We start from the raw sequence: 14423 nt of genomic DNA on the forward strand, positions 1-14423 counted from the left end.
CCAATTTTGAAATCCTTAAAAACTCTCACTTATTCAAGAGTTAACTATTAAATATCAGTCAAAATGACTGCTTTAATTTAGGTCAATATGACTCTATAATGCCTAGCATACTCATTACCATAAGTTGTAATCTCCTATGCAAGACATTTCACCTTCCAACTTAATGGAGCTGACTATTGGCCTAGCCAGCAGCAATAACGACCAAGAACGCTTCGATTCGCTTATCAATACCATCAGAAAAACCATCATGTGTGACTGTGTTGCCTTGTTGTCACTTCAAGGTGATACGCTTGTTCCTCTCGCGATGCAGGGCTTAGGCCGCGATACTCTAGGGCGCAGGTTCGTTATTAGTGAACATCCAAGATTCGCTCAGATTTGCGCATCCACATCTCCGGTTATCTTTGACGCCGATTCTGAGTTGCCTGACCCATTTGACGGCTTGCTCATTGACCACCATGGCGATCTTCCAATGCACTCCTGTATGGGTTTGCCTTTGATTTTTGGCGACAAGATGTTGGGAGCCCTCACCCTCGATAGCCTAGGGACTAATGCTTTTGACCACATTCCAACGCGCAGCCTAGAAGTATTGTCTGCCATTGCTGCATCCACATTAAAAATGGCACTAACTTTTTCTCAGTTGGAATACCAAGCCAAACAATCCAAACAGCTGCTTGAAGAACTCAACGTCGAAGCTTGGGAACGAGATGGCAGCGATATGATCGGTGATAGCGAGTTAATGCGCGTATTGAAATCCGATATCGAAATTGTCGCGCCATCAGATTTTAATATCCTAATTCATGGTGAGACCGGTGTTGGTAAAGAGTTGGTGGCACGTAATCTACATTACCAATCAACTCGCCGACAGAATCCGTTAGTCTATGTTAACTGTGCGGCAATTCCTGAAAACCTCATCGAGAGTGAGTTATTTGGTCATGTAAAAGGGGCGTTCACGGGTGCAGATAAAAATCGCATGGGTAAATTTGCGCTAGCCGATGGCGGAACACTATTTTTGGATGAAATTGGCGAGCTCCCACTTGCTGCACAGAGTAAGCTTTTACGAGCATTACAGAATAACGAAATACAACCCGTTGGTAAGGATGAGATTCAAAAGATCAATGTTAGAGTCCTCGCAGCAACCAACCGTGAACTCAAGGAAGAAGTTGAACAAGGTAAGTTCCGCGCAGACCTTTATCACCGACTCAGTGTTTACCCAATTTCTGTACCGCCATTGCGTGAAAGAAACGGCGATATAGAGTTACTGGCTGGTTTCTTTCTGGAGCAAGCTCGACGTAAGCTTGGCATTAACCAAATCAAGCTAAGTCCAAATGTCATATCTCATTTGAACCGCTATTCATGGCCCGGTAATGTTCGAGAGCTAGAACATGTTATTAACCGAGCAGCTCTGAAAGCGAAAGCAAGACTGTTTGATAAGAATGTGGTCACCGTAAGCATTGACGACTGTGGTCATTTTGACGATGAAAGCCGCATCACTCCGACCAAGCAAAGTAAAACAAGCGCTCCAATGATTGACCACTCGAAAGGCATTCGAGAGTCCACCGAAGAATATCAAAGAAGCTTGATATCCAATGCCTTAATTGAATGCGAGTATAACTGGGCTAAGGCAAGCAGAGTCCTTAAAACTGATCGAGCTAACTTGATTCGCTTATCGAAACGGTTGGGAATTAGTGTGACCAAAAGCCATACCCTTTCTCGCAGTTAATGTTAACCGTACCAGAATCGTAAATAAGATGTTAATATTCGACGGTATGTCTCGCATACCGTCATTATAATTTTCTAAAAACAACAAGACTGCTCAACAGGTTATTTATGAAGTTCATCCGTATTATTCTTGGTAAAATCATACTGCTATTAAATTTCGTTTTCTCTCCGCGTGGCGTTAAACGCACGCCTGAAGCACAGCAACAAGCCGATCAAAAAGCGCAAACTATGCAGCTCTATCAATTTGAAGCGTGTCCCTTTTGTGTGAAAGTACGTAGAGAAATGAAACGTCAATCAGTCAACATTGCATTGAAAGATGCTAAAAATGACTCAGTTGCGCGCGACGAGCTGCTAGCGGGTGGCGGTAAAGTAAAAGTACCTTGTCTGAAGATCACTCAAGGTGGTGAAGAGAAATGGATGTATGAGTCTTCCGACATAGTTTCTTATCTGCAAAAAGAGTTTGCTTAGGCCTTATGCAAACCGTTATTTCACAGTACGCTTAGTAATTAAGGTAAGAATGTTCAGGACTTGAAGCGAGTTGTAAGTAGCTCCTCGTCTGCGAAGGGATGACGGCAAATTTAGCGACAAGGTCTAAAATTCGTTTATATAACATACCTAAAAAAAGAGCTCATACTGAGCTCTTTTTTAGTTTCCTAATTGCCGCTAGACGGCTTGTTGCAAGTTTTCAGCATATTTACCTTGCTGCGCCATTACAAAGAAATTATCAATCCAATGCAGTATTAACGCAGAGTCTTGTGCTTTGTTTATTTCAATAAACGCTTGGTCATAATGCTGAGGCGTTAGGAGATGCTTACGCTTCTCCACCAATTTTTCTGTGAAGCTGGAGCTAAACTCAGGATGTCCTTGGACTGTGAATATATGATTATCTTTCACAAGCATAAAGTTAGGACAAAAATCATTAGTAGCAATAACTTTCACGCCGCCAGGAACAATAATCACTTGGTCTTGATGACTCACTAATAGTCGCGCAGAGTCTACAGACAGATTCATCCATTTCTTCTGAGCGGTAATTTGAACTTCATAGCTGCCAAGTCCCCACCCTTTTTCCGATTTTTGCACCTTGCCGCCGAGAGCTCTCGCAATAATTTGATGTCCAAAACAGATGCCTACTAGTGGACGTCGACGAGCTTCACAGCGCGTTATCCAGTCTATGAGTTTGAGAATCCAGGGATGATTATCGTAAGCATTGTGTACACTACCTGTGATTATAAACCCATGGCATTCATCATGATGAGGTAACTCTCCTTTTGTCGCATCGTAGTTCTGAAAAGTGAACTCATTGTTGACCTCATAGAGAGAGGCCTCAATCATGTCTGCGTATTGACCATGGTCATCTGATAGTGGCGAGTCCACATGGCCGCACGTTAATATCCCTATCTTCATTTATCACCTACTTCATTGTTGGCATTACAAATTCACTTTCTCTTTGCCCTTTAGGCCATCGAGCAGTAACCGTCTTCATACGAGTATAGAAGCGCACGCCATCATTGCCATGAACATTGAGAGGTCCAAAGATTGAGCGCTTCCAACCACCAAAGCTATGAAATGCCATTGGCACTGGAATTGGCACGTTCACCCCTACCATACCGATTTCTACTTTTTCTGAGAAGTCGCGCGCGGTATCACCATCACGAGTGAAAATTGCAGTACCATTACCGAATTCGTGCTCATTAATAAGTTGCAGTGCTTCTTGATAATCTTTGGCACGTACTACCGACAAAACGGGACCAAAAATCTCTTCGTTATAAATGGTCATATCTGGAGTAACATTGTCAAATAACGTCCCGCCGACAAAGTAACCAGGAGCAGAGGTATTGATGCCACGCCCGTCCACTACAAGCGTTGCGCCTTGGTCAACACCACTTTGAATGTACTCCGTTACCTTGTTCATGTGAGGCTCGCTCACCAATGGACCCATTTCGTTTTCAGGTGATACTCCCAGCCCTGGGCCTACGCGCAGAGCTTCCACTTTTTGTTTCAACTGTGCCACTAATCGATCGGCAGTTTCATCACCGACAGCAACCGCCACTGAGATAGCCATACAACGCTCTCCCGCCGCACCATATGCCGCTCCCATAATAGCATTTGTCGCCCCTTCAAGGTCTGCATCTGGCATAACAACTAAGTGGTTCTTAGCACCGCCTAACGCTTGAACTCGTTTGCCATTTGCACTTCCTTTGCTGTAGATAGCTTCAGCGATCGGCGTTGAACCTACGAAACTCACAGCTGCAACGTCTGGTGACTCAAGAAGCGCATCAACCACTTCTTTATCACCTTGGACAACATTAAAAACACCATCAGGAAGACCTGCTTGTTTCAATAACTCAGCCAGCTTCAAAGACGCACTTGGATCTTTTTCAGATGGTTTAAGGATAAAGCTGTTTCCGCAGGCAAGCGCTACTGGGATCATCCATAGCGGTACCATCACAGGGAAGTTAAATGGTGTAATACCAACGCAGACACCAACTGGCTGCATTAAAGAATAGCTGTCTATCTCGCGTCCAACATTAAGTGAATGTTCACCTTTTAGCAGATGTGGGATACCACAAGAAAACTCAACCACTTCTAATCCACGTGTCAATTCTCCTAATGCATCACTGTGTACTTTGCCATGCTCGGTAGAAATTAACGTAGCGAGCTCATCTGCGTTCTCTTCAAGCAAAGCTTTGAATCTGAACATGACTCGAGCACGTTGCAGTGGTGGTGTTGCTTGCCAAGCTTCTTGCGCCTGTTTCGCGACAGCCACAGCTTCTAGCGCTTCACTAGCACTTGATAGCTGAACTTGCCCTCGCAACTCACCATTTGCTGGGTTAAACAAGTCTGCGTTTCTTCCGCTGTGGCTCTCTACCATTCGGCCGTTGATAAAATTAGATACCAAAACTGACATAGTCTTATTCCTTGTAATCAATATTCTGCAAAACGTCTGCAATCAGAGTAAATAAATCGTCGATATGCTGCTTCTCAATAATCAGCGGCGGAGAAAGCGCGATGATGTCGCCAGTGACACGAATCAGAGCGCCCATCTCGAAACACTTGGTAAAGACTTGGAACGCTCTAGATCCTGGCTTACCCGCAATTCCTTCTAACTCAATACCAGCAATCAAACCATAATTGCGAAGGTCTTTTACGTGAGGTAGCCCTTTCAAGCTATGGACCGCTTGCTCCCAATAATCTGAGAGCTCAGCCGCTCGTGTATAGAGATTCTCATTGCGATAAATATCTAGTGTCGCTAAACCAGCCGCTGCGGCTACTGGATGGCCGGAATAGGTGTAGCCATGGAACAACTCGATAGCTTGACTATCTGGAGCCACCATCGCTTGGTAAATTTCGTCGCTGACAAAAACGGCTCCCATAGGAATAGCACCATTAGTTAAGCCTTTAGCGGTAGTAATAATGTCAGGCTTGACGTCGAATTCTTGCGCTGCAAAAGGACTACCGATGCGACCAAATCCTGTAATAACCTCATCGAATATCAATAGAATGCCATGTTGGGTACAGATTTCACGAAGACGTTTCAGGTAACCTTTAGGAGGAAGAATTACCCCCGTAGATCCCGCAATCGGCTCAACAATAACTGCAGCAATGTTACTTGCATCATGCAGAGTAACGATATTGTTTAGGCTTTCCGCCCAGCCGGGATCGTAATCAGGTAGCCCTTTGCTAAAGCCGCTATTTTCAATGCTCAATGTATGCGGAAGGTGGTCGACACCAGTTAACAGACTTCCAAATGTCTTGCGGTTATTAACAATTCCACCTACCGAAATACCACCAAACCCGACACCGTGATAACCACGCTCTCTACCAATTAGGCGTGTACGAGTCCCTTGTCCGATGCATCTCTGATAAGCCAACGCAATTTTTAGTGCGGTATCAACAGATTCAGAACCTGAGTTAGTGAAAAATACGCGATTCAAACCTGATGGAGCGATTTCTGAGAGTGACTCAGCAAATTCAAATGGCAATGGATGACCCATTTGAAATGTTGGCGCAAAGTCTAGATTGTGAATCTGACTCGCCACCGCTTCACTGATTTCATGACGCCCGTGTCCTGCATTACAGCACCATAGACCTGCTGTACCGTCGAGTATCTTGCGTTTATCTTCTGACGTGTAGTACATCCCTTCAGCTGAAACTAACATGCGTGGCGCTGATTTAAACTGCGAGTTAGCAGTAAACGGCATCCAAAAAGCATCCATATTTCCTGAACTAGTTGTACCTTGCTTGTTTATACCTTGCATCGTGCACTCCAACTAAAAATGCTGAACAGCATTGTTTCTTTTACTAAACACCGCTACACAATCGAACCACAACATGTAAATGCAATGTTATTAAATAATGAACAAAATTGACTATATAACGTTTTATTTGCCTATTCAATGATTAAATTATAAACATTTGCTGGTTTTTTCTGTTTAGTGAGCTAGGATTGTGTTTAGTTTACTAATCACAAAGGGAAGAGTTGGAGATTTCGCCCAATGGAAACAGAAATAGGACCAAGGTTTAAAGCACTAAGAGAACGTGCAGGCTTATCACAGCGTGAGTTAGCCAAAAGAGCCGGCGTGACCAATGGATTCATTTCTCAGATTGAAAGCAACGCCGTAAGCCCTTCTGTCGCGTCGCTAAGTAAACTACTTAGCAAGATCCCTTCATCTATGGCGGAGTTTTTTGCGGTTGATGAACCAAAACCTGATCAGTTTTTTTCACGCAAACAGCAACAACCAGAAATAGGCCGAGGAAAGATCAGCTATCGCCAGATAGGTCACTATCACGACGACAGGCAAATTGGCATGTTGAGAGAAACACTCGCTCCAGGTGCAGACACCGGAGATGAGATGCTCGCTCACGAAGGTCAAGAGTGCGGTGTTATTGTCCAAGGCGAGTTGGAGCTCACGGTCGACAGTGAAGTCGTCGTTCTACATGAAGGCGACAGCTATTATTTCGACAGTACACGTACTCACCGATTTAGAAATACTTCTGATATTGATTGCATCATTGTCAGTGCAAACTCACCAGCCAGTTTTTAAGGAAGAAGGTAAACAATATGGACACTATGACTTGGCATGATAAAGCCGAAGCGTTGAGTTTTCGTACTCAGGCTTTTATCAACGGACACTTTGTTGATTCAGTCTCCGGCGATACGTTTGAAATCATCAACCCAGCAACAGGTCACCTATTGGCGCATGTCGCCCGCTGCACAGATAAAGATGTTGAGCTTGCAGTAAATGCTGCTCGCCAAGCGTTTGAGAGCCGTGTCTGGTGTGGTCTACCACCGGCAGAGCGCAAAGCGATCCTACTTAACTACGCTAAGCTCATTGACGAACATAAAGAAGAGTTTGCCCTTCTCGAATCACTCGATATGGGTAAACCGATATCAGATGCAATGGGATATGACGCGCCGGCTACCGCGCGCTGCATTCAATGGAACGCAGAAGCCATAGACAAAGTCTATGATGAAGTAGCACCAGTAACAGAAGGAGCATTAGCACTTGTGACTCACGAGGCACTAGGTGTCGTTGCGGCAATCGTACCTTGGAACTTCCCTACTGTTATGGCGGCTTGGAAGATTGGGCCCGCATTAGCAACTGGTAATTCAGTTATTGTGAAGCCTTCAGAGAAATCACCTCTCACCGCTATTTTGCTCGCCGACTTGGCCAAACAAGCAGGTATTCCAGACGGAGTGTTTCAAGTGCTCCCTGGCTTTGGCCATGAGGCAGGACAAGCATTAGCGCTTCACAACGATGTCGATTGTATCACTTTTACTGGTTCAACCGCCGTAGGTAAAAAGCTGTTATCTTTCGCGGGTGAATCCAACCTAAAACGTGCATTTATGGAATGTGGCGGCAAGAGCCCCCACATTGTAAATCACGACGTTAAAGATATAGAAAAAGCTGCTGCAACAGCCGCCTCTGCTATCTGTTACAACCAAGGGGAAGTGTGTACAGCAGGTTCACGACTTCTGGTTCATTCCTCTATTAAAGATGAGTTTATTGAACTGGTTAAGAAATACATGGCGAATTGGCAGCCTGCCGATCCTCTTGAGAGTGATACTCGGGTCGGTGCGATAGTAGATGCTGCACAGTATGAGCGTGTATTAAGTTACATCGACATTGGTCAGACAGAAGGCGCAACACTAGCTTACGGTGGTAAGCCTGCAATGGGCAACACCGATGGTTTCTTCATTCAACCCGCTTTGTTTACTGATGTCACACCCAATATGCGCATCTATAAAGAAGAGATTTTTGGGCCCGTTCTATGTGTTACCAGTTTTGACTCGATTGATGAAGCGATCCAACTTGCTAACGATAGCGAATACGGGTTGGCGGCAGGTATTTGGACATCTGACATGTCAACAGCCATTAAATGCTCTCGTGCATTAAGAGCGGGAACGGTATTCGTGAACAACTGGGATGGCGGTGACATGACCATGCCGTTTGGTGGATACAAGCAAAGTGGTAACGGTCGTGATAAGTCGCTGCATGCTCTGCATAAATACACTGAAGTGAAATCGACGTGGATTGAATTAGACTAGAGTTCTCTTTCAACACAAGAAAAATAGCGAAGCTCATGCTTCGCTATTTTTTTATTCAAAGACTTTAGAAAGTTGGAGGTGTCGCCGCACTAATAAGCTCACATTCGACCTTTCCTTTATTACGAAAGCGATGTGGTTTGCGAGTTTCAAAGTAATACGAGTCACCTGCCTTTAATACTCTAGTATGGCTGCCAACCGTAATCTCAATTTCTCCTCGAATAATGACACCGCCCTCTTCTCCATCATGCTCGATGAAGTCAGTCCCCGTATCTGAGCCTGGCGGATAGATTTCTCTTAAGACTGCTAATTGGCGACCTTCTCGCTTTGCACCAACTAGCAACATTTTTATCTGTCCATCCCCTAAATCCGCCATCTGTTCTGCACTAAAGAAGATGTCATCTTTAGGCTCAACGTCGAGGGTGAAGAACTCTCCCATTGAGATTGGTATAGCATCGAGGATCTTTTTCAAAGAGCCAACGGAGGGGTTTACTAAGTTCTGTTCTATTTGAGAGATCATGGAGTTGGTGACACCACTTCGTTTAGCGAGTTCACGCTGTGACATCCCTCGCATGGTACGAATTGTTTTTAGTTGCTTACCTACATCCATGTCTTTCTCCCAAATTAGAACCGATTACTTAGCATCAACCACTTGCTGAACTATTGTTGACTCATTTTCATTTCAAGCAGCCTACGCTTTTCCGCCTTCGCCATCAACCACCACGCTATAAACGTGGCACAAGACACAGCTAATATGGTCAGTGTTGCTAATGCATTGATTTTAGGGCTAACACCTAAACGGACACTTGAGAATACCACCATAGGTAATGTTGTCGCACTCGGACCAGATACGAAGCTCGCAATCACTAAGTCATCTAATGACAAGGTAAACGCTAATAACCATCCCGCCAAAATAGCGGGTGCAATCGAAGGCAGCGTTATCTGTAAGAACACTTTCCAAGGTGGTGCGCCCAAGTCCATAGCAGCTTCTTCGATAGAGCGATCGACTTCTTGAAGTCGAGAACTCACTACTACAGTGACATAAGCCGTACAGAAAGTTACATGGGCAATCCAAATAGTCATCATGCCTCGCTGGCTAAACAGGTCAAACACTTGTCCCATCGCAATGAATAACAATAGTAGAGAAAGACCTGTAATAACCTCTGGCATAACCAAGGGCGCCGTGATCATAAAGGCAAACCCAGTTTCCCCTTTAAATTTCCCAAAGCGATTCAATACAAATGCAGCAATAGTACCTAAAACAACAGCTGCGCTGGCTGATAAAAAGCCTATCATCAGACTCAGCTTCACACCGCCCATGAGCAAATCATCTTCTAATAGCTCAAAATACCATTTAAACGAAAAACCGGACCATACCGTAACCAATCGGTTTTCATTAAATGAGTAAACAATCAGAATCAGAATTGGCAGATAAAGAAAGGTAAAACCCGCCGCCAAAATACACCACTTCAGTTTACTGTTATAGACCGGAATGTCGTTCATGCTTGCGCCTCCAGTTCACGTTTTTGATAACGATGGAACCATAAGATAGGCAACATCAAAATAAGCAACATTACGATAGCTACCGCCGAAGCGACTGGCCAATCTCGGTTGTTAAAGAACTCTTGCCACAAGACTTTACCAATCAATACTGTATCAGGCCCGCCAAGTAGTTCCGGAATAACAAACTCACCCACAGCAGGGATGAACACTAACATCGACCCTGCGATAATACCGGCACGTGTCAATGGTACGAGAACCGTGAATAGTGTCGTTACTGGTTTCGCCCCGAGATCACTTGCCGCTTCCAGTAAGGAGTAATCCACTCGCATCAATGCGGTATAAAGAGGCAAAACCATAAAGGGTAAGTAGGTATAGATAATACCAATATAAACTGCAGTATCTGTGTGTAATATCTTGAGCGGTTCCTCAATAACACCGAAGGTCATCAACATATTGTTCAGAAGGCCGTTATTCTTGAGGATTCCTATCCAAGCATAAACACGAATCAAAAAGCTGGTCCACGATGGCAATATGATCAGCATTAATAACACATTTCGAGTTGACGGCTTCGAATGAACAATAGCCCAGGCAATCGGAAAACCAATCACTAAGCAGAGCAATGTAGAGATAAGTGCAATACGAATCGACTGTAAATACGACGAAGCGTATAAGTCATCTTCTATCAGATATTGATAGTTGCCGACGTTGAGTAATAGCTGCAACTGCTGCTCAGCATAACTAAGCAATTCAGAATAAGGTGGAATCGATATTTGAGCTTCAGCAAAACTGATTTTGAATACGATTAGAAACGGCAATAGAAAGAACAGCAGTAACCATCCGTAGGGAACAGCAAGCAATAAGCACTTTGGCGTGGGAACAATACGCCAAATATTGAGTTTGGCTTGTTTCTTCATAGTTTCAGTACCACGCAGCTTTCCATGTCCCAGCAAAGATTGACTCTTTGCTCCCACGTCGGCATACCTTTTCTCACACGGCTCGTGTTTTGCAGCGTTGCAGTGACCAACTTGCCGGAATCCAAACGAACATGGTAAATGGATTGGTTGCCCATATAGGCGATATCTTCCACTACCCCACTACAAGAATTACTAGAGTGATGGGTATGGTCACATAGCGTCATTTTTTCTGGTCGAACAGCTATCATCAAAGGGATACCCGGAGCACCTGAAATACCATGATTAATAGTAATCACATCCGATAGGTCTGGGGTTCGAACCGTCGATTTATCGCTAAGATTGGTTTCTAGAACACCCTCAAAAATATTGACCGAGCCGATGAATTTCGCGGCAAACTTCGAGTTCGGATGCTCGTAAATAGCTTCTGGAGAACCAATTTGCACAAACTGGCCCTTGTTCATAATGGCGATGCGTGTTGCCATGGTCATCGCTTCTTCTTGGTCATGCGTGACCATCACACAGGTAACACCCACACTTTCTAGGATGTCGACCACCTCAAGCTGCATTTTTTCGCGTAAGTTTTTATCCAGTGCACCCATTGGCTCATCTAGCAAAAGTAGTTTTGGTTTTTTAGCTAAGCTTCTGGCGAGTGCAACACGCTGTTTTTGACCGCCAGATAATTGGTGCGGTTTACGCTTCGCGAAATCTGTCATTCTGACCAGCTCAAGCATATGTTTAACGGTACTAGCGATTTCTTGGCTTGGCATGCCGTCTTGCTTTAACCCAAACGCAATGTTTTTTTCTACTGTCATGTGAGGAAACAGTGCATAGGACTGAAACATCATATTGACAGGTCGTTTGTATGGAGGGATATCGGCAAGATCTTCACCATCAAGAATAATCTGTCCTGCGCTTGGTTGTTCAAATCCAGCGAGCATTCGTAGCAAGGTTGATTTTCCGCACCCCGACGCGCCTAATAGCGCAAACAGTTCACCTTGGTTGATCGTAAGATCGATGTTATCTACCGCAAGATGGCCGCCGAAGTCCTTCGTCAGTCCTCGGATTTCTAATAATGGTTTTGGTGGCACCGGCGAAACATGTTGGTGATTGAGTTCTGTATCAAGTGACATCACTGTCATGGTAGTCTCCAAGCAAAATTGGCGACTCAAAGCGAGTCGCCAAATTAGGGTTTGATCAGTTCTTAATGAAATCCGTCCAAGCGCGAGTCATAGCACGTGATGTCTTATGCGGTAACATCTTTGAGCTATATAACTTCGCTTGCGCTTCTTCTGTTGGGTAGATTCCTGGATCTTCCAAGATTTCTGCGTCAATAAACTCACGTGATGGTGGGTTTGGATTCGCATACCAAACATAGTTACTGATTTCAGCAATCACTTCTGGACGAAGTAGATAGTTGATAAACAAGTGAGCGTTTTCTGGGTGCTTCGCTTCTTTTGGAATCGCCATTAAATCAAACCAGGCAAGCGCTCCCTCTTTTGGAATAGAGTACGCCACTTCTACGCCATTATCTGCTTCAGCTGCACGATCTGCCGCTTGCAGCACATCGCCTGACCAACCAATTGCTACACATACATCGCCGTTAGCTAGGTCATTGATGTATTGTGATGAATGGAAATAGGTTACATAAGGACGAACTTGCTTAAGCAGTGCAAGCGCATCTTTTTTATAAGCGTTAGGATCAGTACTGTTTGGATCTTTGCCGATATAGTTCAGCGCCGCTGCCATGATCTCTGTCGGTGCATTCAGGAAACCAACACCACACTTAGAAAGTTTCTCCATGTTTTCTGGTTTGAATACTAAATCCCAGCTATCAACTGGCGCGTCTTCACCCAAGACCTCTTTCACTTTAGCAACGTTGTAACCGATGCCCGTTGTGCCCCAAAGATATGGCACAGAGTAAGCGTTGTCGGGGTCGACAGTGTCCGCCAGAATTCCCATTAATTTAGGGTCTAGGTTGCTGTAGTTAGTTAGCTTTGACTTATCCAGCTTTTGGAACGCACCAGCTTTGGCTTGACGGCCCAGAAAGTCATTACTTGGCACGACTAAATCAAAGCCTGTATTACCAGATAATATCTTCGCCTCTAATACCTCATTTGAGTCGAACACATCGTAAACCACCTTGATGCCTGTCTCTTCCTCAAACTTTTTAATCGTATCTTCCGCGATATAGTCTGACCAGTTGTAGATATTGAGCACTTTTTCCTCAGCCGCATAGGATGTCATTGAGCTAAGTCCTATCGTCATCCCTAACGCGATACCGAAGCATGCTTTTGTTTTCTCCATTTGGATCTCCGTTCCTGTTTGCTCTTTGGTTAATACCTTTGGGTATAAATCTCGTCGGCTACTGCGAAACGTCGGCGAGTGTGTTGTCTAAGGCTATTTTTGCCTTGTCGATAAACTCATCAATTTCTGCACGTGTAATGATAAGCGGTGGTGAACAGATCATGGTGTCGCCAACAGCTCGCAACACGACACCCGCGGCAAAGCAGTGTTCACGACATCGAGTACCGACATCAAGTTCTTTGTCAAAACGCTCATAGGTGGTCTTGTCTTTGACTAATTCAATAGCCCCGACCAGTCCTTTCGTTCTAGCTTCTGCCACCATTGGGTGTTCAAGAAGTTCATTCCAACGAGAAGCAAAATACGGAGCAATATCTTCACGCACACGATTAACAATATTGTGTTTTTGCATCTCTTTAATGTTGGCGATAGCAACTGCACATGCCGCTGGGTGACCCGAATAGGTAAAGCCATGAGCGAATTCAGTATCTGCGTCTGTCAACACTTGTGCGACATGGTCTCGAACCATTACACCGCCAAGTGGTAAATACCCAGAAGTAATGCCTTTCGCCATACACATCAGATCAGGTTTGATGTTGAATGTTTGGCTTGCGAACCACTCACCGGTGCGCCCAAAGCCGCAAATGACTTCATCAGCAATAAGTAAGACTTCATACTTGTCACAGATACGTTGAATTTCAGGCCAATAACTGTCAGGCGGAATAATAACGCCACCTGCACCCTGAATGGGTTCCGCAATAAACGCAGCGACATTGTCTTCACCCAGTTCTAGGATTTTGGCTTCAAGCTGCTGCGCACGTTCTAGGCCAAATTCATTCGCGTCGATCCCTTGTCCTTCACCAAAATGATAAGGTTGATCAATATGAACAATATTCGGTAGTGGTAGACCACCTTGGGCATGCATAAATGCCATGCCACCTAGACTTGCCCCTGCCATCGTACTGCCGTGATATGCATTCTTGCGACTGATAATGGTTTGTTTATTTGGCTTACCTAAGCTTGCCCAGTAATGGCGCACCATTCTAACCACGGTGTCGTTGCACTCTGAGCCTGAACCGGTAAAGAACACGTGGTTCATGCCTTCAGGCGCTACTTCGGCAAGCAAAGTTGAAAGCTCTACAGCTGGTGGATGAGTGGTTTGGAAAAACAAATTGTAGTAAGGCAACTCTTGAAGTTGATTCGTCGCAGCCTCGATAAGTGGCTGGCAGTTATAGCCCATATTGACGCACCATAACCCTGCCATTCCATCTAGGATTTTGTTGTCATCTTCGTCGTAAATATAAATGCCTTCCGCTCGGGTAATAACGCGTGAGCCTTTATCGTTGAGTGCTTTAAAGTTGGTAAATGGGTGCAAGCAGTGTGCACTATCTTGTTCAATCCATTTAGACCCAGTTTGTTTTGACATAACTTAATTCCAT

At 44.7% G+C, this 14423-nt stretch carries 13 protein-coding genes; 4 read left to right on the forward strand and 9 right to left on the reverse strand.

All coding sequences use genetic code 11. The annotated features are described in order from the left end of the window. Nucleotides 1–136: 136 nt before the first annotated feature. Both norR and MMA19_RS03110 read left to right on the forward strand, forming a co-directional pair. Entirely contained in the window at nt 137–1720 is a 1584-nt protein-coding gene (gene norR / locus MMA19_RS03105) for a nitric oxide reductase transcriptional regulator NorR (RefSeq protein ID WP_240205484.1), read from the forward strand. Between the two features lie 107 nt (nt 1721–1827). Beyond that, nucleotides 1828–2187, forward strand: coding sequence for a glutaredoxin domain-containing protein (locus MMA19_RS03110; RefSeq protein WP_088878657.1), 360 nt, complete (start codon nt 1828–1830; stop codon nt 2185–2187). A gap of 195 nt (nt 2188–2382) precedes the next feature. Here MMA19_RS03110 and MMA19_RS03115 read toward each other — a convergent pair whose 3' ends face one another. From MMA19_RS03115 to MMA19_RS03125, 3 genes are read right to left on the reverse strand one after another with little or no spacing between them, the layout of a single operon-like run. Next, nucleotides 2383–3123: a type 1 glutamine amidotransferase gene (locus tag MMA19_RS03115; protein ID WP_038227038.1), complete on the reverse strand. Its 741-nt coding sequence runs from the start codon at nt 3121–3123 to the stop codon at nt 2383–2385. 7 nt (nt 3124–3130) lie between these two features. Further along, nucleotides 3131–4627 carry a CoA-acylating methylmalonate-semialdehyde dehydrogenase gene (locus MMA19_RS03120; RefSeq protein ID WP_124942192.1) on the reverse strand — a complete coding sequence of 499 codons (1497 nt, stop codon included), beginning with the start codon at nt 4625–4627 and terminating at the stop codon, nt 3131–3133. Nucleotides 4628–4631: 4 nt separating this feature from the next. Continuing rightward, entirely contained in the window at nt 4632–5978 is a 1347-nt protein-coding gene (locus tag MMA19_RS03125; protein ID WP_240205485.1) for an aspartate aminotransferase family protein, read from the reverse strand. A 237-nt stretch (nt 5979–6215) separates the two neighbouring features. Between MMA19_RS03125 and MMA19_RS03130 the strand changes: the two genes are divergently transcribed. Next, nucleotides 6216–6764, forward strand: a complete 549-nt coding sequence (locus tag MMA19_RS03130; RefSeq protein WP_038227041.1) for a cupin domain-containing protein — start codon at nt 6216–6218, stop codon at nt 6762–6764. 17 nt (nt 6765–6781) lie between these two features. Continuing rightward, a complete protein-coding gene (locus MMA19_RS03135; RefSeq protein ID WP_240205486.1) occupies nt 6782–8269 on the forward strand; it encodes an aldehyde dehydrogenase in 1488 nt (495 codons plus the stop codon). A gap of 64 nt (nt 8270–8333) precedes the next feature. On the opposite strand, the gene MMA19_RS03140 is transcribed toward MMA19_RS03135, so the two are convergent. Genes MMA19_RS03140 through MMA19_RS03165 form a run of 6 tightly spaced genes read right to left on the reverse strand, consistent with a single transcriptional unit; the run spans nt 8334 to nt 14410 of the window. Further along, nucleotides 8334–8876 (reverse strand): cupin domain-containing protein, encoded by a 543-nt coding sequence (locus MMA19_RS03140; RefSeq protein WP_006069549.1) that lies wholly within the window; start codon nt 8874–8876, stop codon nt 8334–8336. Nucleotides 8877–8926: 50 nt separating this feature from the next. After that, a complete protein-coding gene (locus MMA19_RS03145; protein WP_006069548.1) occupies nt 8927–9769 on the reverse strand; it encodes an ABC transporter permease subunit in 843 nt (280 codons plus the stop codon). Next, entirely contained in the window at nt 9766–10683 is a 918-nt protein-coding gene (gene potH, locus MMA19_RS03150; RefSeq protein WP_006069547.1) for a putrescine ABC transporter permease PotH, read from the reverse strand. The genes MMA19_RS03145 and potH overlap by 4 nt, the downstream gene beginning before the upstream one ends. Then, complete coding sequence (potG, locus tag MMA19_RS03155; RefSeq protein ID WP_240205487.1) at nt 10680–11822, reverse strand: putrescine ABC transporter ATP-binding subunit PotG; 1143 nt, start codon at nt 11820–11822, stop codon at nt 10680–10682. Before potG ends, potH begins: the two co-directional genes overlap by 4 nt. Before the next feature lie 55 nt (nt 11823–11877). Then, complete coding sequence (locus tag MMA19_RS03160; RefSeq protein WP_006069545.1) at nt 11878–12987, reverse strand: polyamine ABC transporter substrate-binding protein; 1110 nt, start codon at nt 12985–12987, stop codon at nt 11878–11880. A 58-nt stretch (nt 12988–13045) separates the two neighbouring features. Next, the gene (locus tag MMA19_RS03165; RefSeq protein ID WP_240205488.1) at nt 13046–14410 is read right to left on the reverse strand and encodes an aspartate aminotransferase family protein; all 1365 of its coding nucleotides are present in this window, start codon (nt 14408–14410) and stop codon (nt 13046–13048) included. Nucleotides 14411–14423 lie beyond the last annotated feature (13 nt).

It is taken from the genome of Vibrio sp. CyArs1 (assembly GCF_022432925.1).
Taxonomy (GTDB): Bacteria; Pseudomonadota; Gammaproteobacteria; order Enterobacterales; family Vibrionaceae; genus Vibrio; species Vibrio mediterranei.

Bases quoted from the DNA above. Each gene is read 5' to 3' on its own strand.
- norR (WP_240205484.1), top strand. From the start codon at position 137: ATGCAAGACATTTCACCTTCCAACTTAATGGAGCTGACTATTGGCCTA.
- MMA19_RS03110 (WP_088878657.1), top strand. From the start codon at position 1,828: ATGAAGTTCATCCGTATTATTCTTGGTAAAATCATACTGCTATTAAAT.
- MMA19_RS03115 (WP_038227038.1), bottom strand. From the start codon at position 3,123: ATGAAGATAGGGATATTAACGTGCGGCCATGTGGACTCGCCACTATCA.
- MMA19_RS03120 (WP_124942192.1), bottom strand. From the start codon at position 4,627: ATGTCAGTTTTGGTATCTAATTTTATCAACGGCCGAATGGTAGAGAGC.
- MMA19_RS03125 (WP_240205485.1), bottom strand. From the start codon at position 5,978: ATGCAAGGTATAAACAAGCAAGGTACAACTAGTTCAGGAAATATGGAT.
- MMA19_RS03130 (WP_038227041.1), top strand. From the start codon at position 6,216: ATGGAAACAGAAATAGGACCAAGGTTTAAAGCACTAAGAGAACGTGCA.
- MMA19_RS03135 (WP_240205486.1), top strand. From the start codon at position 6,782: ATGGACACTATGACTTGGCATGATAAAGCCGAAGCGTTGAGTTTTCGT.
- MMA19_RS03140 (WP_006069549.1), bottom strand. From the start codon at position 8,876: ATGGATGTAGGTAAGCAACTAAAAACAATTCGTACCATGCGAGGGATG.
- MMA19_RS03145 (WP_006069548.1), bottom strand. From the start codon at position 9,769: ATGAACGACATTCCGGTCTATAACAGTAAACTGAAGTGGTGTATTTTG.
- potH (WP_006069547.1), bottom strand. From the start codon at position 10,683: ATGAAGAAACAAGCCAAACTCAATATTTGGCGTATTGTTCCCACGCCA.
- potG (WP_240205487.1), bottom strand. From the start codon at position 11,822: ATGACAGTGATGTCACTTGATACAGAACTCAATCACCAACATGTTTCG.
- MMA19_RS03160 (WP_006069545.1), bottom strand. From the start codon at position 12,987: ATGGAGAAAACAAAAGCATGCTTCGGTATCGCGTTAGGGATGACGATA.
- MMA19_RS03165 (WP_240205488.1), bottom strand. From the start codon at position 14,410: ATGTCAAAACAAACTGGGTCTAAATGGATTGAACAAGATAGTGCACAC.